Here is a 25,210-nt window from a genome sequence, read left to right on the forward strand (position 1 = left end):
AACGTGGGAAAAACAAGATCGGGATATGCCTTCTCCCAAGCAGGTTGAAAGAAACAGTCCGGCGGAGGACGATCCTTAGCCAATGGCTTCATCTGTACGTTCCGAATAACTCAAGCGTGGGTCATTATTCTCGGTAGGCGCAGTGCGACGTGAGAGTCACGCTGTGTCATCTGGTGAGGACCGGTCAAGTGCGCCAGTCAGCCCGGCTGGTCGTCAGAGAGGGGCCGGAATGTCCGGCAGGCAGCACAGGGAGACGGAATTAGCGCGGCAGATCCGGGCCCGTGGCCTGGCGGCGGGGCAGGTCCCCGCCCAGATCGCCGAGGAGATCTACGACAGGTGCGGCCCCCAGTTCGGGACCACCCGCATCAAGGGACACCGCCTCGCCCACGGCGTCGCGCTGGCCGACGTGATCGAGCAGATACGGGCGCTGTTCGAACGCGACGGCAAGGCGGCGCCGGGGATCGGCGAGACGCTCCTGTCCGCGTACGAGAGCGGGCTCAAGCGGCCCGGTCCCGAGTACCTCCACTACCTGTGCTCCGCCTACCGGGTCGAACCGGCCTCTCTCGGCTACGACGGTCCGTGCATCTGCGGCCACGACCACAAGGCGCCCGTGGTGGCCGGGAGCGATCCCCAGAACAGAAGACCCGACACTTTCCCCGGTACGCGCGAGCCGCTGAACCGCCCGGCTGGCGGCGACCCCTCCGCGAACGGGGGCGAGGAGGACGAGAACGTGCTACGGAGGACGCTTTTACAGCTCCTGGCCGGCGCCGGCGTGACGCTGGACGGCCAGTTGCTCGGATCGGTCGAGAACGTGCGCAGGAGGATGGACGAGACCCTGGTCTCGGCCACCGTCTCGCCCGCGATGCTCGACCAGTGGGAGGAAGCCACGCTCGGCTTCGGACGGCAGTACATGAACACACCGCCGCTGCGCCTGCTGTGCGACGTGCTGCTGGAGTTCAGCGCCGTCCGCAAGGCCATGGAGCATCGGCAACCGGTCGACCTGCAGGAAAGGCTGTGCCGCATGGCGGCCCAGCTCGCCGGACTCAGCGGCATGATCATGGTCAACCTGGGCGACCACAGGATGGCCCGATCCTTCTTCCGGACGGGCCGGACGGCCGCCGACGACACCGGTGACCGGGCTCTGCGAGCCTGGGTCATCGCCCGGGAGGCGCTGGTGCCGCTGTACTACGGGGATCCGCGTGAGGCGCTGAACCTCGCGCGCAAGAGCCGGGACCTGGCGGGGCAGACGCCGTGCGCGGCCCAGGCCATGGCTCCGGTCTTCGAGGCCCGCGCGCTCGCGATGATGGCGGGCGGGGGCAAGAAGGACGTGGTGGACCAGGCCAAGCGGGCGCTGTCGCGGGCCAGGGCGGCGTTCTCCCAGATGACCGCCTCCGAGCAGGACGACTCCACCTTCGGCTACACCGAGCGCCAGCTCTACTTCCACCAGGGCGACGCCCTCGTCAGGCTGGGCCAGCCGATCGAGGCCGACCTCATCCTGGAGCAGGCGCTCACCAAGTACGGCCCGACCGACTGGCTCGACCCGACGATCATCAAGCTCGACCGGGCCAAGTGCCGGCTGCTGGAGGGTGAGGTCGAGGAGGCGTTGGAGATCGCCACGACGGCGCTGTCGGGCCTGAAGGAAGGCTGCAGGCCCGACATCCTGATGCAGCGGGCCTACGAGGTCGCCAAGGCGGTCGAGACCCGGGCCCCGGGCCACCCCGGCCTCAAGGAGTATCTGGAGGCGGTGCGCACCGCCTCGGTGACGGCCCCGATCACGGGCGAGGTCACATGAGGGTACGGCGTTACCGCTGGTCCGATCTCGAATCCGTGTGGGCGCTGCACCAGATCTGCCTCGCGCAGGTCGGTCTCGCCCCGGGGGACGGCGTCTACTACGAGGACGACTTCCCGCGGATCCACGAGATCTACCTGGCGGACCGGGGGGAGTTCCTGGTCGGGGAGGTCGACGGCGGACGGGTGGTCGCCATGGGCGGGCTCCGCCGCATCGACGACCGGACCGCCGAGATGTGCCGTATCCGGGTGCATCCGGAATTCCAGCGGCGCGGATTCGGCGCCGGGATCGTCGCGGAGCTGGAGGCGCGGGCGATCGTGCTCGGTTACACGCGGCTCCGCGGCGACACCACGCTGAACCAGCCCGCCGCGATCGAGCTGTACCGGAAGTACGGCTGGCGGGAGATCAGCCGAGAGGAACGCGGGGGATGTGTGGTGATTTATGGCGAAAAAGAGCTGGTTGAAGTCGTATCACCTTTGTTGAATCAACGATAATTCAAACCCTTTCGGCATTTGATGTTTGCCTCGTGATGCCGTACCGGAATACTCGCTTCTCGTACCTGTGGTCCCTTTCCCTGGAGGTACGGTGAAGAAGATCATTGTCCACAAGCCCGGCACCGTCCGGCTGAGTGGCACGGCCAGCGCCATCCACGAGGGCTGAGGCAGCCGGCCCGCCGTCACCGTCATCGGCAGTGGCGCGGGTTCGGCGCCGGCGAAAGGCGCGCGGAGGCCCCCGATCGGCCCCCGCAGGCCCTGGAGGGGTCGTACCCTGCATGGTGGCACCGGTACGATCCGACCTTCACGGTCTGACCTCCAGGGATGAAACATGAGCGAGCGAGTCGACGGAGCCGGCGCGAGCCGGGCGGGCGGGCGGAGCCGATGAGCCCGGCGGCGGAGTTCGTGCTGACCCTGTCCTGCCCGGACCGCCCCGGGGTGGTGGCCGCGGTCTCCGGTCTCCTGGCCGGGCACGGCTGCAACATCCTGGAGAGCCAGCAGTTCGGCGATCCGGTGGCCCGGCGGTTCTTCCTGCGGGTGCAGTTCGCCTCACCGATCCCCGAGGCCGAGCTGCGCACCGCCCTCGCCGCGCTCGCCCCGGAGTTCGGCATGGATCTCAAGCTGCGCGACACCGCCGTCAAGCCGCGCGTGCTGGTCATGGTCAGCAGGTTCGGCCACTGCCTCAACGACCTCCTCTACCGGACCCGCTCGGGCCTGCTCGACATCGAGATCGTCGCCGTGGTCTCCAACCACCCCGACATGCGTCCGCTGACCCAGTCGTACGGCATCGACTACCACCACCTGCCGGTCACCGCCGAGACCAAGGCCCGGCAGGAGGCGGAGGTGCTGGCGCTGGTCGACCACTACCGCGCCGACCTGGTGGTGCTGGCCCGCTACATGCAGGTGCTGTCGGAGGACCTCTGCGTCAAGCTCGCCGGCAACGTGATCAACATCCACCACTCGTTCCTGCCGTCGTTCAAGGGGGCCAAGCCGTACCACCAGGCCCACTCGCGCGGGGTGAAGCTGATCGGCGCGACCGCCCACTACGTCACCGCCGACCTCGACGAGGGGCCGATCATCGAGCAGGAGGTGGCGCGGGTCAACCACACCCACTCCGCCGACGACCTGGCCGCCATCGGACGCGACGTCGAGTGCCAGGTCCTCGCCCGCGCCGTGCGCTGGCACAGCGAGCAGCGGGTCCTCCTCGACGGCCACAAGACCATCGTCTTCCCCCGCTGAGACCCCCGTCGCCCGCCGCGGCCCGGTCAGGGGCGGTAGGTCCCGAAGAACCAGTGGTTCCCCTCCGGGTCGCGGCAGGCGTACTCCCGCGACCCGTAGGGCTGGTCGTTCAGTTCCATGGTGATCCGCGCCCCGGCCGAAAGAGACCTGGCGTGGTGGGCGTCGGGGTCGTCGACCGCGAGGTAGACGCCCGGCCCGCCCGGTTCGCCTGCCCCGATCATGATCAGTCCGGTTCCGGCGGTCAGCTCGGCGTGCTCGACCCTCCCGCCGTCTCCTTCGGAGATCTCGTGGACGCCGAATCCGAAGGCCCGCACCAGCCAGTCGGCGGCTTCGCCCGGGTCACGGTAGCGGACCAGCGGGTACACCGTTCTCATGTGATTCTTCCTTTCGCGTGGCTGCCACCAGCCTTCCGGTGCCGGGCCGCACCGTCTTGGACGAATCTGACCCGCCTCCTCCCATCCCGGTCTGTTCCACGACCGGCGGGGACGCCGCGAGAACTCCGGGGGTGACCCCGGCCATCACTTTGAAGTCACGGTTCATGTGCGCCTGGTCGTAGTAGCCGCAGGCCGCGGCCACCTCCGCAGGGGGCGCCCCGGTCCGCAGCCGTGCCGTGGCGCGTTCGAATCGCAGTACACGCGCGGCCGTCTTCGGAGCGAGGCCGATCTGGTCCCGGAAACGGGAGACCAGATGCCGGTGGCTCCACCCCAGCTCGCCGGCGAGGGCCGCGATGGAGATCGTGCCGCCGGTGGCACTGAGGAGCCTCCAGGCTCGGCCGACCCGTGCGTCGACGGCTGGCGCGGCGTGCATCCGCCGGGCGAGCGCCTCGTCGAGGAGGGCGATACGGGCGGCCCGGCCGGGCGTCTCCGCCAGCCGTTCGGCGATCGTGTCCGCCCATGTCCCCAGCATCTCGTCCAGCGGGAGCACCCGGTTCGTCAGTTCGCTCATCGGCACCCCGAACAGTCTCCTGGCGCCCAGCGGTGTGAGATCGACCTGAACGCCCTCGGCGACTCCGGCGGTGACGGTGTCGACCGGGACGTCGTGGAAGCCGCCGACGAAGGAGACGAGCCGCCGAGGGCCGTCCGGGCCCGGGCCGGTCAGGGTGATCGGCGCCCCCCACCCCACGATCAGCACCACCCCGGCGAACGGCGGCTGCCGCCGGATCAGGGGACGGGCGCGTCGCTCGGTGTAGGCCTGGATGCGGGTGACGCCGGACCGTGGGGCGGCACTCGGCCGCCCCACCAGGACACCGAGGCCGTCGGCGGGGACATCCTCCACGACCGCACTCTAACCACGGCGGCCGGCGATCCGGGCCTCCCCGGCGGGGAGGCCCGGATCGCCGGCCGGGAGGAGCCGCGTCAGACGGCCAGACCGGTGTGGCGGGCCAGGAAGGTGAGCTGGTCGGCGGCCAGCTCGACGGTCCTGCTCACCGCGCGGGCGCCGTGGCCCACCTCGGTCTCGTTGCGCAGCAGGATCGGCCGGTCGCCCGCCTGCGCGTGCTGCAGGGCGGCGCACGTCTTCCAGGCGTGCAGCGGATGGACGCGGGTGTCCGACTGGAAGACGGTGAACAGCGTCGCCGGGTAGGACACGCCCTCCCGGACGTTGTGGTACGGCGAGTAGGCGTGCAGCCAGGCGAACTCGTCGGGCTTCTCGGCCGTGCCGTACTCGACGTTCCAGGTGGCGCCGAGGCCGAACAGCTCGTAGCGGACCATGTCCAGCAGCGGGGCCGAGCAGACGACGGCGGCGTACAGCTCGGGGCGCTGGGTGAGCGCCGCGCCGACCAGCAGGCCGCCGTTGGAGCCGCCGGAGATGCCGAGCCGGTCCGGGGTGGTGATCCTGGTGGCGATCAGGTGCTCGGCCGCCGCGTGCAGGTCGTCGAAGACGTTCTGCTTGTTGGCGAGCATCCCCGCGCGGTGCCACTCCTCGCCCTCCTCGCCGCCGCCGCGGAGCTGGGCGACGGCGTAGGCGCCGCCCGCCTCGACCCACGCCAGGATGGAGGCCGAGTAACCCGGCGACATCGACAGGCCGAAGCCGCCGTAGCCGTACAGGATGGTCGGGCGCGGGCCCTCGGCGCCGGGCTTGCTGATCACCAGCATGTGGACCTCGGTGCCGTCGGCCGAGTGGTAGGTCACCTGCTCGGTGTGGACGGCGGGCACCTCGACGGCGCCGGGGGAGGCCGCCCACAGCGTGGTCTCGCCGGTGCGGGCGTCGTAGCGCTGGATGGTCGGCGGGGTGGTGTTGTCGGTGTAGCCGAACCACGCCTCGTGACCGCCCTCGGGGCGCTCGGTGATGCCGCCGATCGTGCCCAGGCCGGGCGTGGGCACCTCTCCGACGCGCTCGCCGGTCGCCAGGTCGTGGACGGTGATCTCGCTGATCGCGTGGCGGGTCCAGCCGACGAGCATGACGGGGCGGTCGAGGTCGTCGAGGATCGCGTAGTCGGTCAGCACAGCCTCGGGATCCTGCGGGATGAGGTCGCGCCACCGCTCGGCCAGGGGCTCCGAGGGGTCGGTCACGCAGATCCGGCCGCGCGGCGCGTCGCGGTCGGTGAAGACGTACAGCAGGCCGTCGCGGCCGAAGTGCAGCGCGGTCTGGGCGTCCACGCCCTCCTGGACGACGGTCAGCTCGGGTGAGTCGGGGGAGGAGGCGGACAGGTCGGCCACCCACAGGTCGTTGCGCGGCGCGGTGCCGCGGGAGGCGGAGATCTGCAGCCGGCGGCCGTCGCGGGACACCGCCACGCCGTAGTAGTTGGTCTTCTCCATCCCCTCGCCGAAGATCAGCACGTCGTCCTCGGTGGAGGTGCCGACCCGGTGGAGGTAGACGCGGCGGTGGAACTGCTCCTCCCCTTCGGGGACCTCCGTGGAGGGGAGCCGGCGCACGTAGTAGAAGGCCTCTCCTCCGGGCAGCCAGGCCACCGGGGAGTAGCGGCACCGGTCGATCGGCCCCTCGATCCGCTCTCCGGTCGCGACGTCCATGAGGTAGAGGCTGGACTCCTCGTCGCCGCCCACCGAGATCTGGTAGGCGAGCAGCCGGCCCTCCTTGTCGGGCTGCCAGGAGTCGAGGGTGGTGAGCCCGGTCGGGTCGAGCGCCATCGGGTCGAACAGCGTCCGCTCGGCGCCGCCGGGATCGACGGTGTAGAGCACCGCGTGCTCCTGGTCGGGGGTGCGGCGGGTGAAGAACGACCGGTTCCCGCGCCAGACCGGAGCCCCCACCGAGCCGGACCGCAGCAGCTCGGTGATCCGCGCCCTGAACGCCTCACGGCCGGGCAGGGCGCTCATCTCGGCCGCGAACAGCTTCTCCTGCGCGGCCAGCCATCCCTGGGTGGCCGGGTCGTCGGGGTCCTCCAGCCACCGGTAGGGGTCGGGGACGGGGGTGCCGTGCAGGTTCTCGACGATGTCGTCACGGCTGGCTGGAGGGTACGGCTGTCGCGTCATGGCAGGAACCCTACGACCTCCGGCGGCGTCCCGGCGTCACCAGCGCGCCGGGCGGAACCGGTGCGCCGGGGGAGGAGTTAAAAACTGGTAATGCGGGCATAAAACGTACCAGGCGTCTCTCCAGCCTTTTATGGGTGGCGGGAACGACGATGCAGAAGCCAAACTTGGTGAAGGACGGCGCCGGGGTGATCATCCGCTGGGCCGTCCGGCGGAGGTCATCGTGACGGAAACATCCGGGCCTCAGGAGGGGCCGCCAGTCGGGGTGCGCCACGGCGTGCCCCATCACCTGACGACCCTGGGGACCCTGGGGACGCGTGCGGCGGGAGATGCCCGCTGATGCGCCAGGTCCTGCTCTTGAACGCCACCTACGAACCCCTTACCACGCTCTCCCTGCACCGGGCCGTCGTGCTCGTGCTGCGGGAGAAGGCCGACGTCGTGCACCGTGACGGGCAGGGCGCCGTGATCCGCTCGGCGAGCCGTACCCTCGACGCGCCCTCGGTGATCAGGCTGCGCCGGTACGTCCGCATCCCGTACCGGTCGCGGATCCCGCTGACCCGGACCGCGCTGATGCGCCGCGACGACTACCGCTGCGCCTACTGCGGCCAGCGGGCCGAGACCATCGACCATGTGATCCCGCGCTCCCGGGGCGGCCCCCACACGTGGGAGAACTGCGTGGCCTCGTGCATGCCGTGCAACCACCGCAAGGCCGACCGGATGCTGGAGGAGATCGGGTGGACGCTCAGCGTCGCCCCGGTGGTGCCGCGCGGCGTCCACTGGCGGCTGATCGGCGCGCAGAACGTCGGAGACCCCCTGTGGGCCCCCTACCTCGCCGAGAACGCGGCGTGAGCGCCCGCCGGTCCGCGGGGTGACGGCCGGATGACCTGGACGTTCACCTCGGACATCGAGGAGTACGCCAGGGCGGCGGAGCCGTTGCTGCTGCGCGACCCGATCCGCAACACCATGCCGCTCACGGTCCTGCGCGCCATGCGCGCCGGACTGTGGGGCGAGGACCTCCTGCTGGGCTGGCTGGAGCGCGGCGGCGAGGTCGTCGCGGCGGCGAGCCAGACGCCGCCCCGTCCCCTGCTGCTCCCCGACGTCCCCGCCGACGCCGTGCGAGACCTGGCCACCAGGCTCATCGAGGCGGAGCGGCGGGTGCCCGGCGTCTCGGGCCCCGAGGAGGCGGTCGAGGCGTTCGCCGCCGCCTGGTGGCGGCCGGCGGCGGGGCGCCGCTCCGAGCGTCTCTACCGGATCGGCGCCCTCCGCGCGCCGTCGCCCGCCGCCGGCGGCGCCGCCCGTACGGCCGGCGCCGCCGACCTCGACCTGCTCGTCGCCTGGAACGTCGCCTTCCAGGAGGAGGAGCACGAGTCCGTGGCGTTCGACCTGAGGCCGCTGGTGGCCAGCAGGATCACCCGGGAGGAACTGGTGCTGTGGGAGGCGGACGGCGAGCCGGTCGCGTTCGCCGGGGTCTCCGCGCCCATCGCGGGCGTCTCCAGGATCGGCCCCGTCTACACGCCGCCCGCCTTCCGCGGCCGCGGGTACGGCACGGCCGTCGCCCACGCCGCGACGGCCGGGGCGCTCGCCGGAGGCGCCACCGAGGTGCTGCTCTTCACGAACCTGGCCAACCCCACGTCCAATGCGATCTATCAGGCGATCGGGTACGTCCCCGTCGCCGACTACGCCTCCGTCGCGTTCGCGTGAGTACGCTTGTGTGCCATGCCGCGCTATGAATTCCGCTGCCGCTCCTGCGGCTCCACCTTCGAGATCTCCCGGCCGATGGCCCGCTCCGACGAGCCCGCCTCCTGCCCGGGCGGACACGACGACACCGTCAGGCTGCTGTCCACGGTCGCCGTCACCGGCGCGTCCGGTGGCGCCGCCCCCCGACCCGCCGGGGGCGGGGGCGGCTGCTGCGGAGGCGGCTGCTGCGGGTAGCCGCCTCCGGCTCCGCCGTTGCGCCCTGACACCGCCCAGGCGGTGTCAGGGCGCCGTTCCCGCGGGTTCCGGCGTGGGCGGGACCCGCGGGACGGCTCGGGCGGGTGTCAGGCCGCCCGCTTGCCCTGGAACGGCAGGAAGTCGGTGGCCAGGTGCGGCCGGGCGGGGGCGAAGGTCGGCTCGGTGGCGATGATCCGGTCGAACCGGAAGGCCCGGATGCCGTGCCGCAGCCGGCACATGCCCACGAGGTACCAGTGGTCACGGTGGACCATGCACGTCACCGGATCGACCTCGCGGACGGTGATCCGGCCCGAGACGTCCCGGTAGTGCAGGCGGATCACCGTGCGCGAGGTGATGGCGCCCGCGATGGTCCGGGCCCGGTCGGCCACCGCGTCGGGCATCGGTTCGGTGAGGGTCGCCAGCGTGGCGGCGACGACCCCGTCGTCGAGGTGCAGCTGTTCGAACGCGTGGCGCAGGCCGAGGCGGGCGGCGGTGGCCTGCGGGCCCGAGCCGAGATGGGCGAGGGACAGGGCGAGGGCGGCGATTTCGGCGGTCGTCAGCGGGCTGGCCGGGGACTTCGTGACGTTTGCCATGTCTCCATGGTACGTCCGAACACCGACATTTTTCGAAAATCCTCTCGGATGCGACAGGACGTATCCGAGAGGATCCCGAGGTCGGAGCGACGGCTGCGACACACCCCCGCCGGACGGCCCCGGCGGAGGCCGGGGCGGTCAGCGCGACAGCTGCGACAGGTCCCGCGAGGCGCCGGTGGAGGCAGAGGTGGTCAGCGCGGCGTAGGCCTGCAGGGCGGCGCTCACCGGGCGGTGGCGGTCACGCGGCCGGTAGCCGCCCAGCTCGGCCAGGAGCCGCTGCCGCCGGGCCGACAGCTCCTCCTCGGAGACCTTCAGCCCGATCGAACGGCCCGGGATGTCGATCTCGACGAGATCGCCGTCCTCGACCAGGGCGATGAGGCCGCCCTCGGCCGCCTCCGGGGAGGCGTGGCCGATGGACAGCCCGCTGGTGCCGCCGGAGAAGCGGCCGTCGGTGATCAGCGCGCACGCCTTGCCCAGGCCCCTGCCCTTCAGGAACGAGGTGGGGTAGAGCATCTCCTGCATGCCCGGCCCGCCCTTGGGACCCTCGTAGCGGATCACCACGACGTCTCCGGCCTTGACCCGGTCACCGAGGATGCCCTCGACGGCCTCCTCCTGCGACTCGAACACCACGGCCGGCCCGGTGAACCTCCAGATCGACTCGTCCACCCCGGCGGTCTTGACGATGCAGCCGTCGACGGCGATGTTGCCGTAGAGGACGGCCAGGCCCCCGTCACGGGTGTAGGCGTGCTCGAGGTCGCGCACGCAGCCCTCCGCCCGGTCCAGGTCCAGCGACTCCCAGCGGGAGTCCTGGGAGTAGGGCTTGACGGTGCGCACGTTGCCCGGGGCGGCGTGCCACAGCTCCAGGGCCTCGGGCCGGGCGTCCGCCGAACACGGGTCCCACGCGTCGATGACGTCGCCCAGGGTCCCGCCGGCCACGGACCGCACGTCGCGGTGGATCAGCCCGGCGCGGTCCAGCTCGCCGAGGATGGCGGGGATGCCGCCCGCGCGGTGGACGTCCTCGACGTGGTACTTGGAGGTGGCCGGCGCCACCTTGCACAGGCACGGCACCCGCAGGGAGATCTCGTTGATCTCCTTGAGCCCGAAGTCGACCCCGGCCTCGCGGGCCGCGGCGAGGATGTGCAGGATCGTGTTGGTCGAGCCGCCCATCGCCACGTCCAGCGCCATGGCGTTCTCGAACGCGTCCTTGGTGGCGATGTTGCGCGGCAGGACGCTCTCGTCGCCGTCCTCGTAGTAGCGGCGGGTGATCTCCACCAGCTGCCGCCCGGCGTCCTCGAACAGCGTCTTGCGCGCCCTGTGCGTGGCCAGGATCGTGCCGTTGCCCGGCAGGGCCAGGCCGATGGCCTCGGCGAGGCAGTTCATCGAGTTGGCGGTGAACATCCCGCTGCACGAGCCGCAGGTCGGGCAGGCGCTCTCCTCCATCTCCAGCAGCTCGGCGTCCGAGACGCTGTCGTCGGCCGCCGCCACCATGGGGTCGATCAGGTCGAGCTTGCGGCCCGGCGTCTTGCCGGCCTCCATCGGGCCGCCGGAGACGAACACCGTGGGGATGTTGAGCCGGAAAGCGGCCAGCAGCATGCCCGGGGTGATCTTGTCGCAGTTGGAGACGCAGATCAGGGCGTCGGCGCAGTGCGCGTTGACCATGTACTCGACCGCGTCGGCGATCAGCTCGCGGCTGGGCAGCGAGTACAGCATGCCGCCGTGGCCCATGGCGATGCCGTCGTCGACCGCGATCGTGTTGAACTCGCGCGGGATCGCGCCCGCCTCGCGGATCGCCCCGGCCACCACGTCGCCGACCTCGCGGAGGTGGACGTGCCCGGGGACGAACTGGGTGAAGCTGTTGGCGACCGCGATGATCGGTTTGCCGAAGTCATCGCCCGCCACGCCCGTCGCCCGAAGCAGGGCCCGGGCTCCGACCATGTTCCTGCCGTGGGTGACCGTACGTGACCTGAGGGCGGGCATGAGGCTTCTCCCATCATCGAAACCGTGTCCTCAAATGGTACGGCCACCGCTCAGTGCGTGAGACGTCGTGTCCATCTCACGAGACGGAGGGGCCGCACCATGAGACGGCCACGCGCCCCGCGACCCCTCGCGGGGAGGGGGCGCGGGGCGCGGGGAGACGACGCGGGAGAAGCGCGCGGCGCACCGGGGCCCGGGGCGGCCGGGTCACGGGGCGCGCTCAGTCCTCGGGGTAGCGGGCGGGCAGCACCTCGGCGGCGGCGCGGTAGATCGTGTCGATCTCCTCCGCGGTCAGCGACCGCTCCCGCTTGGTGATCCACTTGCGGACGCGGCTGCCGTCGAAGACGTCCACCTCGCGGACGTTGAGGATCTTCCACGGGATCGCCGGGCCGTAGATGGCGAGGGAGGGGATGATCGTGATCTCGCGGCCCAGCGCCTTGCCGATCAGCTCGCTCGCCTGGGCCGCCTCCCAGCGCGCCTCGTCGATGCGGGGCTTCTGGTTGAACGGGCCGTGGAACAGCTTGCGGTGCGACTGGACGCGGACCGGCAGGCGCTTGTCCCATTTCTCGGAGTCGACGGCGTAGACGCCGGTCGGGCCGACGACCAGATGGTCGATCTGGGCCTCGCTGCCCGGGATGGCCCGCGCGTGCAGGGTGCGGTAGCCGCGCCGCTCCAGCCCCTTGAGCTGCGCCTCCGTGCGCCGTTCCGCGACCGAGGCGCGCCGCCAGGCGGGCACGGTGGAGTGCGAGCGGGCGCGTATCACCGTGTCGGCGATCGCCGCGAGCACGGCGGCGGTGAGGCCCAGCCGCCAGCTCGCCAGCAGCACTCCCGCGACGACGCCCACGACGACGGCGATCAGCGCGCGCCGGCGCAGGTGGCCGTACCTGGGGTCGTCGAACAGCTCTCTCAGGGAGGCTCGCCTGACGGGCACGGACGCGGGCTCGGGCGCGGTGGGTCGGGGTGCCGGCCTGTCGTCGGCCGGCCGGTCACTGACCCAAATCGGTGACGCGTTGTTACCGTCTTCTGGTACCTGGCCGGAATCCACGTAACTCACGGTAGCTGACGTCCCCAGGGGTGCCTAGTATTGGGTTTCTCATACTTTTGTGACCGCCATTGCCCGCTTGGACCGCAGGCGGCCGGGTATCTACATATTTCCTCTCTAGAGAACCCGGCGTCGCCCACCGCCTCGCGAACGGCGCGCACGTACGTGATCTTAGCGTCCCGGATGGCCGGTGACCGGCGTCTTCTCCGTTCCGCGCCGCGCCGTGCGGGCCCCCGGCCGCTCGGGCGAGGCCCCCGGAGGGCGGGCCGTGCGAGGGGTCCCTTGCCCGTGGCGCGCCGTACGACGGGTCCCGCGTCCTCGGCCGGGCGGATCCCGGAGCGTCCCTCCGGACGCCGGATGCCGGATGCCGGATCGCGCCGCGCGGAGTCCTCCTTCTCCGGTTAAGCCCGCCGGCCCGCGGCGCCCGCTCCCGTCCGCTCCGGTTCACGGCGCCTGTACCGGCCCGTGGCGTCCGCGAAAACGATACGCGGTACCCGGATTTCTGATATGACATGCGTTCCTTTCCTGATATCGGGTAAAGGCCCGGGTCGGGCCGGAGACGGTCCTGCCGTTCACATTTCACGGGGGGAATGGTGCGAAAGGCGCCGGACCAGGTGTTCGCCTATCTCACGGGCCTCCTGGCCGACGCGCGCGACAGGAGCGGCCGCGCGGACCGCAGGGCCGCCTTCCTGGCCGGGACGGCCCTCACCGGCGGGGTGACGGCCGCCCGGCTGACGCCGCGCGACCTCCCGGCGGAGGTGAGCTGGCTGTGGTGGGCGGGTCTGTTCCTGTGCGCGATGGCGATCGTGACGCTCGCCATCGCGCTCTGGCCGTACAGCACCCGCCTCGCCGCGCGGTCCGTGGAGCGCCGCCGCTTCTACTCCGCCCGCGAGCCCGCGAGCCCGTCCGCCGACGGGACCTTCCCCGCCGGAGCCTTCCATACGGGCCCGTATGCCGTGGGCCCGTACGCCGCGGGGCCGGTCGACGACTCCCGGGCCGGCGCCTTCTCCGAGAGCGCCCTCGCCGAACTGCGGGCCCGCACCGCCGGCCGGGACGCGGGCCGGGACGGGGCCCCGGACAGGAAACGAGGAGGAGAGCGGGACGGGGACCGGGACGCACGGGTCCGGGCCGATCGGCTGGTGCACCGGGCCGGGCGGCTCGGCGCCGTCGCCGACGTCAAGCAGCGCTACGTCCGCCGGGGCCTGGTCCTGCTGCTGTTCGCGGCCTCCTGCTGCCTGGTCTCGGCGGTGGCGGGCGAGCTGATGACGTCGTGGGACCTGTCCGGCAGGCCCATGGCCCCGCCGCCCGTACGGCAGGCCCCCGGGCCCCCGCCCTGGCACTGCGACCCGGTGGAAGGCTGCGGCCGCCCGCTCTGACCGGGGCTCCCACCACGGTCGCCCGCTCCGACCGGGACTCCGGCCGCGGCCGTTCGCCGGGGGCGGGCCGCGCCGTCCGCTCCGATCAGGACTCCAGAAGCCCCGCCAGGTGGGCGGCGATGTCCGCCAGCAGCGTCGAGGGCGTCACCGGCGCGGCCGCGACGGCCGAGAACAGACTGGGCAGGCCGGGCAGCGGGAAGCCGTCCTCGGCGGACGCCGCGGCGCCCACGTCGTTCTTGGCCAGGACGACCCGGCTGCGCTCCCAGGCGTCCAGGACCTCCTCGGGGGAGGGGACGCCGAACCCGTGGCCCACCGGGGCGGCGTGGCGGAGCCGTACGAGGGGGGTCTCGGCGAAGGCCAGGGCCGCCCGGGCGCGCAGGGTGAGGTCGTCGCGGACGTGATGCCCGACCCAGTCCATCGCGGTGCAGGGATTGCGGCAGGAGGCCACGCAGGTGCCCAGGGCTCCCGCCACCTGGCTGTGCTGGCGGTCGAAGTAGGCCCGCCATCCCTCGGCGGGCTCCCCGGCCACCCGCAGGGTCCGGTTGGCGGCCGACTGCTCGGGCTTGGTGTGGTCGCACTCGCGGTCACCGATCACGCCGAACCGGCTGCCCGGCGCGCTCAGCCCCGCCGGCCAGCGGGCGGGGTCGCCCGCGTTGCCGAGTGCGGGCTCGAAGGCGAGCAGCGGGAGATACTCGCTGGCGATGTGCAGGGCGGCCACCATGGGGCTCAGCTCGCGCCGGTGCCACCGGACGGCGATCACCTCCAGCAGCAGCCCGTAGGCCGGGCGCAGCGACTCGAGCGCGCCGCGCGGCTGCTCCTTGGGCGTCTGGGGCATGGTGCAGGCCCTCGCGCGCCGCCGCAGGTCCGCGGGCACGCCGCGCGCCTCGGCTGCGAAGTCCTCGGCGTCGAGCGAGAGCAGCCGCTGGCCGAACTCGCACACGATCTCGACGGCGCCCGCCTCCCCGATCACCTCCGGGGCGAGCGCCCCGACGTCGCCGAAGGCGTACCTCCGCGCCAGGGAGACGAGAAGGTCGCGCGCCGATTCCACCTGATCACCTTCCGGGGCCGCCGATGCCGTGAATGTCGCCCACATGGGCCGCGCCCCCGCCGCCGGAGGCGGGGACGCGGCCGGGACGAGCGGGTCAGGCCGCCGCGGCGGCGTCCCTGGCCTGGGCGCGCAGGGAGCGCCCGATGCCGTCGGCGCCCTCCAGCAGCAGACGCCTCAGGGCCTGCGGGGGCTGCTCCGCCGAGATCAGGTCCTGCGTCTTCGCCACGGTGGCCGGGGAGATGGCCAGGGCCGGGTAGCAGCCGACGGCGAAGTTCTGCGCCGAGTCGAAGGTCCACGTGCTCCAGATGTGGACGATCTGCTCGAAGTACTTCGCCGCGTACGGCTCCAGCAGGTCCGGGTGGTTCGGGTCCATGAAGCCGAGGATGGTGGAGCGGAGCATCGCGCCGCTCAGCTTGCCCTCGGTCATGGCCGCCCACGCCTTGGCCTTGTCCCCGGGCGTCGGGAGCGCGGCGCGGCAGCGCGCGGCCGAGCGCTCGCCGGTGGCGGTGGAGTCGCGCAGCAGCTCCTCGGCGATGTCCTCCTCACCGAGCACGCCGCCGGAGGCCAGCGCGTGGACCAGGGTCCAGCGCAGGTCGGCGTCGACGGTCAGCCCGTCGAGCACGATCGTGCCGTCCAGCAGGCCCGACAGGAACGACAGGTCCTCGGCGGAGGTGGCCACGGAGGCCAGGGCGTTGACGTAGGCGAGCTGGTGGTCGGAGCCGGGCTCGGCGCCGGCGACGAGGGAGCGCAGGCCGGAGGCCAGCAGGGCGAGGCCCTCGGCGCGCCAGGCCGGGTCGGCGAACTGCTGGACGGCCTGGCGGGCCTGGCGCAGCACGGCCTGGGCGACCGAGATGTCCTTGATCGACGCGAGGCCGGAGAGCGCCAGGGCCACGTAGTCGCGGGCCGCCATCTCGGCGTCGCGGGTCATGTCCCAGGCGGCCGACCAGCACAGGGCCCGCGGCAGCGACTCGGTGAACCTGCTGATGCCGCCCTCGACCAGCGTCCGCAGCGAGCGCTCGTCGAGCCGGATCTTGGCGTAGGTCAGGTCGTCGTCGTTGAGCAGCACCAGGTCCGGCTGGACCTCGCCGACCAGCTCGGCCACGGCCGTGCGCGCGCCGACCACGTCGAGCTCGACGCGCCTGGTGCGGACCAGTTCCTCGCCGCGCAGGGAGTACAGGCCGACGGCGACGCGGTGCGAGCGCAGCGTCGGGTACTCGGCCGGGGCCTCCTGCAGCACCTCGAAGGAGGTGAAGCGGCCCTCGTCGTCGACGGTGAACGACGGGCGCAGCGTGTTGACCCAGGCGGTCTCCAGCCACTCCTTGGACCAGGACGACAGGTCGCGGCCCGAGGTGCGCTCCAGCGCCCCCAGCAGGTCGGCGAGCGTGGTGTTGCCCCAGGCGTGCTCGTTGAAGTAGTCCCGGACGCCGGCCAGGAAGTTGTCCAGGCCGACGTAGGCCACGAGCTGCTTGAGCACCGAGGCGCCCTTGGCGTAGGTGATGCCGTCGAAGTTGACCTCGACCGCCTGCATGTCGACGATGTCGGCGGCGATCGGGTGGGTCGAGGGGAGCTGGTCCTGCCGGTAGGCCCAGGCCTTCTCCACGTTGGCGAAGGTGGTCCAGGCGCCCTGGCCCCAGCGGGTGGCCTCCGACTGGCACAGCACCGAGGCGTAGGTGGCGAACGACTCGTTCAGCCACAGGTCGTCCCACCAGCGCATGGTGACCAGGTCACCGAACCACATGTGCGCCATCTCGTGCAGGATCGTCTCGGCGCGGCGCTCGATGACCGCGTCGGTGACACGGGAGCGGAAGACGTAGTCCTCCAGGAAGGTCACGCAGCCGGCGTTCTCCATCGCGCCCGCGTTGAACTCCGGCACGAACAGCTGGTCGTACTTGCCGAACGGGTAGCGGACCCCGAAGACCCGGTGGAAGAAGTCGAAGCCCTGCCGGGTGACCTCGAAGATGTTGTCGGAGTCGAGGTGCTCGGCGAGCGAGGCCCGGCAGTACAGGCCCAGCGGGATGCCGTCGTGCTCGGAGGTCACCTTGTGGTACGGCCCGGCGCACAGCGCGGTGATGTAGGTGCTCATCACCGGCGTGGCGGGGAAGTGCCAGCGCTTGGCGTCCTGCAGGGCGCCGTGCTTGCCGCGGTGCCCCTCCAGCTCCTCGATCTCGTCGGGCGCGGCGTTGGAGACGACCTCCCAGTGCGAGGGCGCGAGCACGGTCAGCTCGAAGGTCGCCTTCAGGTCGGGCTGGTCGAAGCAGGCGTACATCCGGTGGGCGTCGGCCGTCTCGAACTGGCTGTGCAGGTAGACGTTCTTGTCGACGGGGTCCACGAAGCGGTGCAGGCCCTCGCCGGTGTGCGTGTAGCGGCAGTCGGCGTCGACGCGCAGCTCGTTGACCTCGGCGATGCCCGGCAGCGGCAGTCGCCCGGTCTCCGGGTCGTAGGCGCTCACGTCCAGCTCGACGCCGTTCAGGACCGCCGAGCGGATCCTGGCGTCGGCCAGCTCGATGAACGTCCCGGCCCCGGCCCGCTCGCTGGTGAAGCGGACCGTGGTGACGCTCTCGAAGAGCTCCTCGCCCTCGGTCAGATCGAGCTCCACCGCGTACGACTGCACGCTGAGCAGCCGCGCGCGCTCGCGGGCCTCGTCACGGGTCAGATTGCCTGCCACCACAGCTCCCTCGTCACAACTCCTCCGCTCCCTTGCGAAGGGTCCATCGAATCCTGCCATGCGGCATGGGGGAACGCCGCCTCGGGGACCGCGGGCGGGCCGGTCACCCCATCCGAGGATAAAGCGGCCGGTGGACGCCGATGGCCGTGTCCGGAATAGGGGACTCCGCGTCCCGGGTTGTCGCCGGATGAACGAGTCTCACGACCAGAGAGCTGAAGAGATGACCGAGCGCACTCCCGTCGACCTGTGGTTCGACCCCTTCTGCCCGTACGCCTGGATAACGTCGCGCTGGCTGCTGGAGGTGGAGAAGGTGCGGCCCATCGAGCCGCGCTGGCACATCATGAGCCTCAACGTCCTCAACGAGGACAAGGACGTCCCCGAGACCTACCGCGAGATGATCGCCAGGGCCATCGGCCCGGTCCGGGTGGTGGCGGCCGTGCAGGAGAAGTACGACTCCGACACCGTCGGCCGCCTCTACACCGAGCTCGGCGTCCGTTTCCACAACCGGGGCATGCTCAGGCAGCTCGACCGGCTCCGCGAGACGGTCGAGGAGGCCCTGGAGGCCGCCGGTCTCGACCGCGGGTTCGCCGACGCGATGGACTCCGAGGACCACGACGACCTCGTGCGGGCCTCGCACGAGGACGGCATCGGCCGGGTCGGCCAGGAGGTCGGCACGCCGGTGATCTCCGTGGAGGGCGTCGCGTTCTTCGGGCCGGTCATCACGCCCGCCCCCAAGGGCGAGGCCGCCGGCCGGCTCTGGGACGGCGTCCGCCTGGTGGCCGAGACCGACGGCTTCTTCGAGCTCAAGCGCTCCCGCACCCGGCCGCCGATCTTCGAGTGACCCGTGGCGGTCCGGTCCTGCCCTCCCCGGCGCGGAGGAGCGGAGGGCAGGACCGGAAGCCGCCCTTCAGTGCTTCCGAAATATCCCCAATATTACGAATCTTGAATGATGTCGGGCAGATGCCGGTCATTCGCTGCCAGACGGCGCACTCCGCCGTACGCTCGGGTACACAGACGGCCGAGCGCCCGCCGCGGCGAGGGGCCCCGCGTCCGGCCCGCGCCGTGACGCCGCGCGACCCGCCCCTCGCCTGACCTGCCGGGCTCTCGCCTTATGACGATCCGCGCGCGAGGATGAGAGTCATGCGTCATCTTTATCTGAACGGAGCCTGGCAGCCGTCCGCTTCGGGCGAGGGCATCGACGTCGTCAACCCCGCGACCGAGGAGACGGTCGACCGGGTGCCCGCAGGGGCGGCCGCCGACGTCGAGGCCGCCGTGGCCGCGGCCCGGGCGGCCCTGCCCGCGTGGTCCGGCACGGCCCCCGCCGACCGCGGCAAGATCCTCGCCGCGGCGGCCGACCTGATACGCGAGCGCTCCGACCAGATAGCCAGGATCATCGCCACCGACATGGGCGCGCCGTACGGCGTGGCGATGAAGGTGCAGACGCTGATGCCCGCCGGGGTCCTGGCCTCTTACGCCGAACTCGCCGCCTCCTACGACTTCGAGGGTGAGCGGGTCGGCAACTCCCGGGTCTTCCGGGAGCCGGTCGGCGTGGTGGCCGCCATCACGCCGTGGAACTACCCCCTCCACCAGATCCTGTGCAAGGTGGGGCCGGCGCTCGCCGCCGGCTGCACGGTGGTGCTCAAGCCCAGCGAGGTGGCGCCGCTGGCGGCCTTCGCGCTGGCCGGGATCTTCGACGAGGTCGGGCTGCCCGCCGGGGTGTTCAACATGGTCAGCGGGTACGGCCCGACCATCGGCGAGGCGCTGGTCTCCCACCCGGACGTGGACATGGTTTCGTTCACCGGCTCCACCCGGGCGGGTCGGCGGGTCGCCGCGCTGGCGGCCGAGGGGATCAAACGGGTCGCCCTGGAGCTCGGCGGCAAGTCGGCCAGCGTGATCCTGCCGGACGCCGACCTGGCCGCGGCGGTCAAGGTGACCGTGGCCAACGCCTTCCTCAACTCCGGGCAGACCTGCTCCGCCTGGACCCGCATGATCGTCCACCGTGACCGGTACGACGAGGCCGTCGGGCTGGCCGCCCAGGCCGCGGCGAAGTACACCGTCGGCGACCCCTTCGACGAGCGCACCCGCCTGGGCCCGCTGGTCTCGGCCGCCCAGCGCGACCGGGTCGTCCGCTACATCAACCGCGGCCAGGAGGAGGGGGCCCGGCTCATCACCGGCGGCGTCGACCGGCCCCTGGAACGGGGCTTCTACGTCGAGCCCACCGTGTTCGCCGGGGTCGAGCCGGGGATGGTGATCGAGCAGGAGGAGATCTTCGGGCCGGTCCTGGCGGTCATCCCCTACACGCGCGGTGAGGACGAGGCCGTGGCCATCGCCAACGGCACGCCGTACGGCCTGGCCGGCGCGGTGTGGGCGGGCACCGAGGAACAGGGGGTCGCCGTCGCGCGCAGGCTGCGCACCGGCCAGGTGGCCGTCAACGGCGGACAGTTCAACCCGCTGGCGCCCTTCGGCGGCTACAAGCAGTCGGGTCTGGGACGCGAGCTGGGCGTGTTCGGCCTGGAGGAGTACCTGGAGGTCAAGTCGGTCCAGCTCTGACCGGCGGTCCCGCGGCCGGACCCGGCCACGGGACCGGGTCGTCATTGTGGCCCGCGTGGGGTAGACCCGTCTGGGCGGCCTCCCCGAAGGGGCGTCCGGGCAACCTCCCCGAAGGAGCACGGTGACGACATGAGACCGGGCACCGCGCGCGTCGGCGCGTTCGATCTGGTCATCGCCGCGGGCGGGCTGGTCCTGCTGCTGCTGGCCGCGCAGAACCTCGGACCGGCCCTGGCCGCGTTCCGCGGCGACGGCGTCTGGGGCGCCTTCACCGCCCACCGGGTCGAGTGCGTCCAGCACCCCGGCCACGAGCAGTGCACCTGGCTGGGGGAGTTCCGCGCCGGCCGGACGGTCCGCCCCGAGGTGGCGTTCTACGGCGGCGACCGCGGGACGTTCACCCCCGGTCAGACGGTGCGGGCCTTCGACACCGGCCGCCGGGGCCACGTCTACGGCCCCGGCGGGTCCAACGAGTGGATCGCCGTCGCGCTGCTCCTGCTGGCCGGCCTCGGCCTGGCGTCCAGGCCGCTCCGACGGCTCCGGCGCGCACGACGGCGGGCCGGCGAGCCCGCCGCGGGCCCGCGAACGGACCCCGGCTCACGAACGGACCCCGCATCGCGAATGGACCCCGCATCGCGAACGGACCTCGGAACGCGAACGGACCCTGAACCGTGAACCGGACCGGGACCGGTCAGGGGGTCTGGAGCAGGACCTTGCGGGCGGCGTCCTTGGGCAGGCGGTCGACGTAGAGCATGCCGTCGAGGTGGTCGGTCTCGTGCTGGAAGCAGCGCGCGAGCAGGCCGCGGGCCTTGACCCGGACCGGCCGGCCCAGGCGGTCGAAGCCCTCGACGGTGACGCCGGCGGCGCGGGGGGTCCGGGCGTAGATCGGGGTGCCGGTCTCGCGGCCGGGGACCGACAGGCAGCCCTCCTCGTCGAGGACCTCCGCGGAGTCGTCCACGGTCAGCACGGGGTTGACCACGTGCCCCTTGCGGTTGCTGCAGTCGTAGACGAACAGCCTCTTCGACACGCCGATCTGCGGGCCGGCGAGGCCGACGCCCTGCGCGGCGTACATCGCGGCGAACATCTCGTCGATCAGGCGGCGCAGGTCGCGGTCGAAATCCGTGACGAACTCGGCGGGCGTGCGCAGGACCGGATCTCCGATCACTCGGATGTCACGCATGTGGGTTTCTCTTTCGTGGGCCCTGTAAGGGGTGCGTTGGCATGCCGGTCATTACCTTATCCGGGGGGCGGGTCGGCGGGGCGACATACACCTGCGAAACTGGGCGGGTGCGTGTCTACATCGGTGCCGACCATGCCGGCTATGAACTCAAGAACCGCGTCGTCTCCTGGCTCAAGGAGAACGGCCACGAGGTGACCGACTGCGGTCCGTTCGTCTACGACGCCGAGGACGACTACCCGCCGTTCGTTCTGCGCGCCGCCGAGGGCGTCGCGGGGGACCCGGGCAGCCTGGGGGTCGTGATCGGCGGCTCCGGCAACGGTGAGCAGATCGCCGCCAACAAGGTGCGCGGTATCCGCGCCGCCCTGGCCTGGAGCGACGACACCGCCAAGCTCGCCCGCGAGCACAACGACGCCAACGTGATCAGCCTCGGCGCCCGGACGAACAGCGAGGAGGAGTCGCTCCGGTTCGTGGAGATCTTCCTCGGCACGCCGTACTCGGGCCAGGAGAGGCACGACCGCCGGATCGCGCAGATCGGCTCGTACGAGACCGGCGGCGGTCTCCCGCCGCTTCCGTAGACGGGCTTCCGCGGTACGGCTTCCGCGGACCGGCTTCCGCGGACCGCGGGCCGGTCACCCGCGGCGCGGTTCTCCGCGTGGGCGGTCCCCCCACCGGGGCTCCGCGCGCCGGGGCTCCCTGCGCGGCGTCTCGTCGCGCAGGGGCCGCGCGTCGGCCCCCTCCTGTTGCTCCCGGGTGGGCCGGGAGACGTCCCGGGCCCGCATCGCGGTGAGCGAGGTGATCTGCAAGCTCTGCAGTGCCATGCCCTCCACCGTAACCCGCGGGCCGGGGCCCGCGGGAGTGCTCAGAAGACCAGCCCCGCCCAGGGGGCCGGCTCCCAGGACATCGCCGCCGACAGCTCCCGTACGGCTCCCGCCCGCGCCTCGCGCACCAGCCCGGCCGAGCGCAGCGGCGTCAGCGGACGGCCGCCCAGATAGGCGGAGCCGAGCGCGGTCACCGGAAGCGACACCTCCGCCGGATCGCCGGTGGACACGCACCGGACGCCGGAGGGACCGGCCGTCAACCGCACGCGGCCCTCGTTCCACGGGCACACGGGGTCGGCGACCTCGATCACCACGTCCACCGGCGCCGAGTAGGCACGGGACGCGAGGGCCCGCCGGACGTCCACCAGGCGGATCCACAGATCGTCCAGCCAGCCCGCGTTGAGATGGCGCGGCTCGGCCAGCATGTGGATCAGCGGGTCGTCCACCGGCCGCGCCGCCGCCCTGATCCGCGCGACCAGGTCACGGTCGAGCACATGCCGCCACAGCAGGGCGTAAGCCTCGGGATCCAGGGCGAAGAGCTCGTGCAGCCGCAGTTCGCCGTCGGGCACGTCGTGCGGGGTGGCGCCCGGCCTGATCCGGAACAGGGCATAGCCGCGCGGACCGCCGTCGTCCTCGACGACCACGGCGCGCAGCGGCCCGGCGCCCCGCTGGTCGGCGTCGTGGTCCGACAGCACCCGGTCCCAGCGCGCGGCGGTGCGGGCGTACAGCCCCGGCCTGCTGCCGAGGACGGACTCGAAGATCTTCTCGAAGACGTCGCGGGCATCCGCCGGGCGGACGACGCGCAACCGGAGAGCGGGGTCGTCCGGGGCGTGCGCGGCCAGGGTCGCGCCATGCCGGGGGATGTCGAAGAACATGGTGTCGGCGGCCCTGCCGTACCCGAAGCGCCCGTAGATCGCCGCCTCGGCGGCGTACAGGGCGGCGACCGACTCGCCGCGGTCGCGGATGTCGGCGAGCTGGCGGGTCATCAGCGCGGACAGGATCCCCCGGCGGCGGTGCGAGGGCAGCACCCCGACGGAGGTGACCCCGGCCACCGGGATCGGCCCGCCGGGCACCGTCATGGTGAAGCTGCACACACCGGCGGTTCCTACCAGCAGATCACCGTCGAACGCGCCCAGTGAGCGGTCGAACTCCGTCACCGCCCGGTACTGCTCTCTCCGGTGCGGCGGAACGGCGGAGCCGAACGCCTCCTCGTCGAGGTCGAGCCAGGCGGACCAGTCGGTCTCCGTCATCGGGCGCAGGGTGAAGGACATTTCTCCCACGGTAGAGGTGACAAACCCGTCGGGCCATTCAATTTCCCCCCTAAATGATCAAGGTGTCAGTCAAGTGGGCTGCCCAAACGGGGGGCAGCCCGATACAGTCAGGCGCATCATGAGTTCTCGCCCGGTGCCGCTGATTCCTCCTGGGCTCCGTGCGTTCCTGGCGCGGATCCCCCTTCTGGCACCCATCGTGCGGTTCCTGCGGCGCGGGCCGTTCGCCCGTGACCGCAACCTCCTCATCACGCTGAGCGTCCTGACCCTGGCGGTCGGCGCGCTGGCCGCCAAGGCTTCCATGGAGTGGTTCTCCCCGGCGCTGATGATCCCGATAACCCTCGTCGGCGGACTGCAGCTCCGGCTGCGCAGCCTGTCCAAGCTGCTGTGCGCGGTCGCCGTCTCGCTCCTCTACGTGGCCGTCGTGCGCGGGGTCGGGCACATCGGCCCCGGCCTGCTGGTGACGTTCGGCTTCACCACCGTGCTGGCCGCCCTGATGGCCCGCACCCGGGGCAAGCTCGGGGTGCAGGGCCTGCGCGGCGACGTGATGCTCCTGGAGCTGCGCGACCGGCTCAAGAAGCAGAGCGAGCTGCCGAAGCTGCCCAAGGACTGGGACTCACGGGTCGTGCTCAAGCAGGCGGGCGGTTCCTCCTTCGGCGGAGACTTCCTCGTCTCCATCCGGGAGGGAGACGTCCTGGAGCTCGCCCTCGTCGACGTCTCGGGCAAGGGCGTCGACGCCGGCACCCGGGCGCTGATGCTGTCGGGGGCCTTCGGCGGCCTGCTCGGCTCGGTCGACGACTTCCTCGGCGCCTGCAACACCTACCTGCGCCGTCAGCGCGAGGCGGAGGGCTTCGTCACGGCGGTCCATGTGCGGATCAACCTCGCCACGGCGGAATACGTGATCAACTCGGCCGGGCACCCGCCGGTGGTCAAGTTCGAGGCGGGGACCGGCACCTGGAAGGTCTCCCCCTCCAAGGGCGTGGTGCTGGGCGTCGTCGGCGACCTGCACTGCGAGGCCGACAAGGGCATGCTCCGCAGAGGCGACGCGCTCATGCTCTACACCGACGGGCTGATCGAGCAACCGGGCCGCGACATCGACGCCGGTCTCGACCGGCTGCTCGGCGAGGCCGAGCGGCTGCTGCCCTCCGGCTTCCGCGACGGCGCCCGGAACCTCGTCACCACCATGTCGGCCGGGCACAACGACGACTGCGCGCTCATCCTCATCTGGCGTCCCTGACGTCCGGCGCGGGGTCCGGGAAACCGGTGACCCGCCGCCGGGCACATGTCCCCGTGCCGCTGCCCCCGTGCCACGCGGAGCACACTGAGAGTATCCAGACCATGACGGAACGCATGGTCAACGGCCAGTGTTCCGCACCGTTTTCTGGTGAGCCGGAACACTGGCGGGGATGAGGGGATTTTTGGAACGCTCTAGGAGCGGTTTCGAACCCTCAGGGAGTCGCCCCGTGGGCGGCCGGACCCGGTGTCCTTTCACCGCGGGCCCGGCCGGTCCGGTGGTCGCCCGTCCGCATGGGTTCCGGACCCCGGGGATGGTGGCGCGGTTACCCCGGGGCCCGGTCTGGGCAGCGGACGGTGCGGCGCGCCGGACCACCCGGCGGGCGGCCGCCGGTGTCATCCGTCGTGGCATCGGTGATCGGTGACTCCTCGGTGGCGCGCCGCGCGACGTCGTGGCTTTCGTGGGGGAGGTCCGGCCGAGCGCGGCGCGAAGGCGGCAGGGGGCGCGGTTCCGATGACGGGCCGCGTCCCCTGCCGGGGCGGACGTTCCCGGCACGGCTGCGCTTCGGCGGCCGTGCCGGGAACGTCCG

The 25,210-nt window shown here is 72.0% G+C and carries 23 protein-coding genes; 12 read left to right on the forward strand and 11 right to left on the reverse strand.

Annotated features, from left to right (window positions below):
• The first annotated feature begins 229 nt into the window (after nt 1-229).
• The 3 genes from ACZ6W9_RS28770 (at nt 230) to purU (ending at nt 3,522) form a co-directional block, all read left to right on the forward strand.
• Nucleotides 230-1,792 carry a tetratricopeptide repeat protein gene (locus ACZ6W9_RS28770; protein WP_389966007.1) on the forward strand — a complete coding sequence of 521 codons (1,563 nt, stop codon included), beginning with the start codon at nt 230-232 and terminating at the stop codon, nt 1,790-1,792.
• Entirely contained in the window at nt 1,789-2,283 is a 495-nt protein-coding gene (locus ACZ6W9_RS28775) for a GNAT family N-acetyltransferase (RefSeq protein ID WP_362930314.1), read from the forward strand. The genes ACZ6W9_RS28770 and ACZ6W9_RS28775 overlap by 4 nt, the downstream gene beginning before the upstream one ends.
• Nucleotides 2,284-2,667: 384 nt before the next feature.
• Nucleotides 2,668-3,522: a formyltetrahydrofolate deformylase gene (purU, locus tag ACZ6W9_RS28780; RefSeq protein WP_362930316.1), complete on the forward strand. Its 855-nt coding sequence runs from the start codon at nt 2,668-2,670 to the stop codon at nt 3,520-3,522.
• Nucleotides 3,523-3,548: 26 nt separating this feature from the next.
• Here purU and ACZ6W9_RS28785 read toward each other — a convergent pair whose 3' ends face one another.
• From ACZ6W9_RS28785 to ACZ6W9_RS28795, 3 genes are all read right to left on the reverse strand, one after another.
• Nucleotides 3,549-3,896 (reverse strand): VOC family protein, encoded by a 348-nt coding sequence (locus ACZ6W9_RS28785; RefSeq protein WP_470120532.1) that lies wholly within the window; start codon nt 3,894-3,896, stop codon nt 3,549-3,551.
• A complete protein-coding gene (locus tag ACZ6W9_RS28790) occupies nt 3,862-4,797 on the reverse strand; it encodes a helix-turn-helix domain-containing protein (RefSeq protein WP_389965999.1) in 936 nt (311 codons plus the stop codon). Before ACZ6W9_RS28790 ends, ACZ6W9_RS28785 begins: the two co-directional genes overlap by 35 nt.
• An 80-nt stretch (nt 4,798-4,877) precedes the next feature.
• Nucleotides 4,878-6,950 (reverse strand): prolyl oligopeptidase family serine peptidase, encoded by a 2,073-nt coding sequence (locus ACZ6W9_RS28795; protein WP_470120534.1) that lies wholly within the window; start codon nt 6,948-6,950, stop codon nt 4,878-4,880.
• 336 nt (nt 6,951-7,286) lie between these two features.
• Here ACZ6W9_RS28795 and ACZ6W9_RS28800 point away from each other — a divergent pair, with 336 nt between their 5' ends.
• Genes ACZ6W9_RS28800 through ACZ6W9_RS28810 form a run of 3 tightly spaced genes read left to right on the forward strand, consistent with a single transcriptional unit; the run spans nt 7,287 to nt 8,879 of the window.
• The gene (locus ACZ6W9_RS28800; RefSeq protein WP_362946693.1) at nt 7,287-7,796 is read left to right on the forward strand and encodes an HNH endonuclease; all 510 of its coding nucleotides are present in this window, start codon (nt 7,287-7,289) and stop codon (nt 7,794-7,796) included.
• 30 nt (nt 7,797-7,826) lie between these two features.
• On the forward strand, nt 7,827-8,648 hold the full coding sequence (locus ACZ6W9_RS28805; protein WP_389965992.1) for a GNAT family N-acetyltransferase: 822 nt from the start codon (nt 7,827-7,829) through the stop codon (nt 8,646-8,648).
• Nucleotides 8,649-8,663: 15 nt separating this feature from the next.
• Nucleotides 8,664-8,879, forward strand: coding sequence for an FmdB family zinc ribbon protein (locus tag ACZ6W9_RS28810; protein WP_470120537.1), 216 nt, complete (start codon nt 8,664-8,666; stop codon nt 8,877-8,879).
• Between the two features lie 107 nt (nt 8,880-8,986).
• Here ACZ6W9_RS28810 and ACZ6W9_RS28815 read toward each other — a convergent pair whose 3' ends face one another.
• The 3 genes from ACZ6W9_RS28815 to ACZ6W9_RS28825 form a co-directional block, all read right to left on the reverse strand.
• Entirely contained in the window at nt 8,987-9,472 is a 486-nt protein-coding gene (locus ACZ6W9_RS28815) for a helix-turn-helix transcriptional regulator (protein WP_362946682.1), read from the reverse strand.
• 138 nt (nt 9,473-9,610) lie between these two features.
• Nucleotides 9,611-11,449, reverse strand: a complete 1,839-nt coding sequence (gene ilvD, locus ACZ6W9_RS28820) for a dihydroxy-acid dehydratase (RefSeq protein WP_470120540.1) — start codon at nt 11,447-11,449, stop codon at nt 9,611-9,613.
• Nucleotides 11,450-11,666: 217 nt separating this feature from the next.
• A complete protein-coding gene (locus tag ACZ6W9_RS28825) occupies nt 11,667-12,377 on the reverse strand; it encodes a nuclease-related domain-containing protein (protein ID WP_389965981.1) in 711 nt (236 codons plus the stop codon).
• A 701-nt stretch (nt 12,378-13,078) separates the two neighbouring features.
• On the opposite strand from ACZ6W9_RS28825, the gene ACZ6W9_RS28830 reads away from it, so the two are divergent.
• Nucleotides 13,079-13,864, forward strand: coding sequence for a Pycsar system effector family protein (locus tag ACZ6W9_RS28830; RefSeq protein ID WP_470120542.1), 786 nt, complete (start codon nt 13,079-13,081; stop codon nt 13,862-13,864).
• A gap of 85 nt (nt 13,865-13,949) precedes the next feature.
• On the opposite strand, the gene ACZ6W9_RS28835 is transcribed toward ACZ6W9_RS28830, so the two are convergent.
• Complete coding sequence (locus ACZ6W9_RS28835) at nt 13,950-14,912, reverse strand: hypothetical protein (protein WP_389965974.1); 963 nt, start codon at nt 14,910-14,912, stop codon at nt 13,950-13,952.
• A gap of 94 nt (nt 14,913-15,006) precedes the next feature.
• Nucleotides 15,007-17,577, reverse strand: coding sequence for an aminopeptidase N (gene pepN / locus ACZ6W9_RS28840; protein ID WP_389965971.1), 2,571 nt, complete (start codon nt 17,575-17,577; stop codon nt 15,007-15,009).
• Nucleotides 17,578-17,797: 220 nt separating this feature from the next.
• On the opposite strand from pepN, the gene ACZ6W9_RS28845 reads away from it, so the two are divergent.
• The 3 genes from ACZ6W9_RS28845 to ACZ6W9_RS28855 all read left to right on the forward strand — a co-directional run bounded on the left by ACZ6W9_RS28845 (nt 17,798) and on the right by ACZ6W9_RS28855 (nt 20,796).
• The gene (locus ACZ6W9_RS28845) at nt 17,798-18,418 is read left to right on the forward strand and encodes a mycothiol-dependent nitroreductase Rv2466c family protein (protein WP_470120545.1); all 621 of its coding nucleotides are present in this window, start codon (nt 17,798-17,800) and stop codon (nt 18,416-18,418) included.
• 299 nt (nt 18,419-18,717) lie between these two features.
• Complete coding sequence (locus ACZ6W9_RS28850; RefSeq protein ID WP_389965967.1) at nt 18,718-20,127, forward strand: aldehyde dehydrogenase family protein; 1,410 nt, start codon at nt 18,718-18,720, stop codon at nt 20,125-20,127.
• Between the two features lie 129 nt (nt 20,128-20,256).
• Nucleotides 20,257-20,796, forward strand: a complete 540-nt coding sequence (locus tag ACZ6W9_RS28855) for a hypothetical protein (RefSeq protein ID WP_389965964.1) — start codon at nt 20,257-20,259, stop codon at nt 20,794-20,796.
• A gap of 16 nt (nt 20,797-20,812) precedes the next feature.
• On the opposite strand, the gene def is transcribed toward ACZ6W9_RS28855, so the two are convergent.
• On the reverse strand, nt 20,813-21,301 hold the full coding sequence (gene def / locus ACZ6W9_RS28860; RefSeq protein WP_362946661.1) for a peptide deformylase: 489 nt from the start codon (nt 21,299-21,301) through the stop codon (nt 20,813-20,815).
• A 107-nt stretch (nt 21,302-21,408) separates the two neighbouring features.
• Between def and ACZ6W9_RS28865 the strand changes: the two genes are divergently transcribed.
• Nucleotides 21,409-21,876: a ribose-5-phosphate isomerase gene (locus ACZ6W9_RS28865; RefSeq protein ID WP_389965960.1), complete on the forward strand. Its 468-nt coding sequence runs from the start codon at nt 21,409-21,411 to the stop codon at nt 21,874-21,876.
• Nucleotides 21,877-21,930: 54 nt separating this feature from the next.
• On the opposite strand, the gene ACZ6W9_RS28870 is transcribed toward ACZ6W9_RS28865, so the two are convergent.
• Nucleotides 21,931-22,119 (reverse strand): hypothetical protein, encoded by a 189-nt coding sequence (locus ACZ6W9_RS28870; protein WP_362946655.1) that lies wholly within the window; start codon nt 22,117-22,119, stop codon nt 21,931-21,933.
• Nucleotides 22,120-22,160: 41 nt separating this feature from the next.
• A complete protein-coding gene (locus ACZ6W9_RS28875) occupies nt 22,161-23,390 on the reverse strand; it encodes a GNAT family N-acetyltransferase (protein WP_389965957.1) in 1,230 nt (409 codons plus the stop codon).
• Nucleotides 23,391-23,508: 118 nt separating this feature from the next.
• Here ACZ6W9_RS28875 and ACZ6W9_RS28880 point away from each other — a divergent pair, with 118 nt between their 5' ends.
• Entirely contained in the window at nt 23,509-24,624 is a 1,116-nt protein-coding gene (locus ACZ6W9_RS28880) for a PP2C family protein-serine/threonine phosphatase (protein WP_389965953.1), read from the forward strand.
• Nucleotides 24,625-25,210 lie beyond the last annotated feature (586 nt).

It is taken from the genome of Streptosporangium sp. NPDC053982, from assembly GCF_055585205.1.

Bases quoted from the DNA above. Each gene is read 5' to 3' on its own strand.
- ACZ6W9_RS28770 (WP_389966007.1), top strand. From the start codon at position 230: ATGTCCGGCAGGCAGCACAGGGAGACGGAATTAGCGCGGCAGATCCGG.
- ACZ6W9_RS28775 (WP_362930314.1), top strand. From the start codon at position 1,789: ATGAGGGTACGGCGTTACCGCTGGTCCGATCTCGAATCCGTGTGGGCG.
- purU (WP_362930316.1), top strand. From the start codon at position 2,668: ATGAGCCCGGCGGCGGAGTTCGTGCTGACCCTGTCCTGCCCGGACCGC.
- ACZ6W9_RS28785 (WP_470120532.1), bottom strand. From the start codon at position 3,896: ATGAGAACGGTGTACCCGCTGGTCCGCTACCGTGACCCGGGCGAAGCC.
- ACZ6W9_RS28795 (WP_470120534.1), bottom strand. From the start codon at position 6,950: ATGACGCGACAGCCGTACCCTCCAGCCAGCCGTGACGACATCGTCGAG.
- ACZ6W9_RS28800 (WP_362946693.1), top strand. From the start codon at position 7,287: ATGCGCCAGGTCCTGCTCTTGAACGCCACCTACGAACCCCTTACCACG.
- ACZ6W9_RS28805 (WP_389965992.1), top strand. From the start codon at position 7,827: ATGACCTGGACGTTCACCTCGGACATCGAGGAGTACGCCAGGGCGGCG.
- ACZ6W9_RS28810 (WP_470120537.1), top strand. From the start codon at position 8,664: ATGCCGCGCTATGAATTCCGCTGCCGCTCCTGCGGCTCCACCTTCGAG.
- ACZ6W9_RS28815 (WP_362946682.1), bottom strand. From the start codon at position 9,472: ATGGCAAACGTCACGAAGTCCCCGGCCAGCCCGCTGACGACCGCCGAA.
- ilvD (WP_470120540.1), bottom strand. From the start codon at position 11,449: ATGCCCGCCCTCAGGTCACGTACGGTCACCCACGGCAGGAACATGGTC.
- ACZ6W9_RS28830 (WP_470120542.1), top strand. From the start codon at position 13,079: ATGGTGCGAAAGGCGCCGGACCAGGTGTTCGCCTATCTCACGGGCCTC.
- ACZ6W9_RS28845 (WP_470120545.1), top strand. From the start codon at position 17,798: ATGACCGAGCGCACTCCCGTCGACCTGTGGTTCGACCCCTTCTGCCCG.
- ACZ6W9_RS28850 (WP_389965967.1), top strand. From the start codon at position 18,718: ATGCGTCATCTTTATCTGAACGGAGCCTGGCAGCCGTCCGCTTCGGGC.
- ACZ6W9_RS28855 (WP_389965964.1), top strand. From the start codon at position 20,257: ATGAGACCGGGCACCGCGCGCGTCGGCGCGTTCGATCTGGTCATCGCC.
- def (WP_362946661.1), bottom strand. From the start codon at position 21,301: ATGCGTGACATCCGAGTGATCGGAGATCCGGTCCTGCGCACGCCCGCC.
- ACZ6W9_RS28870 (WP_362946655.1), bottom strand. From the start codon at position 22,119: ATGGCACTGCAGAGCTTGCAGATCACCTCGCTCACCGCGATGCGGGCC.
- ACZ6W9_RS28875 (WP_389965957.1), bottom strand. From the start codon at position 23,390: ATGTCCTTCACCCTGCGCCCGATGACGGAGACCGACTGGTCCGCCTGG.
- ACZ6W9_RS28880 (WP_389965953.1), top strand. From the start codon at position 23,509: ATGAGTTCTCGCCCGGTGCCGCTGATTCCTCCTGGGCTCCGTGCGTTC.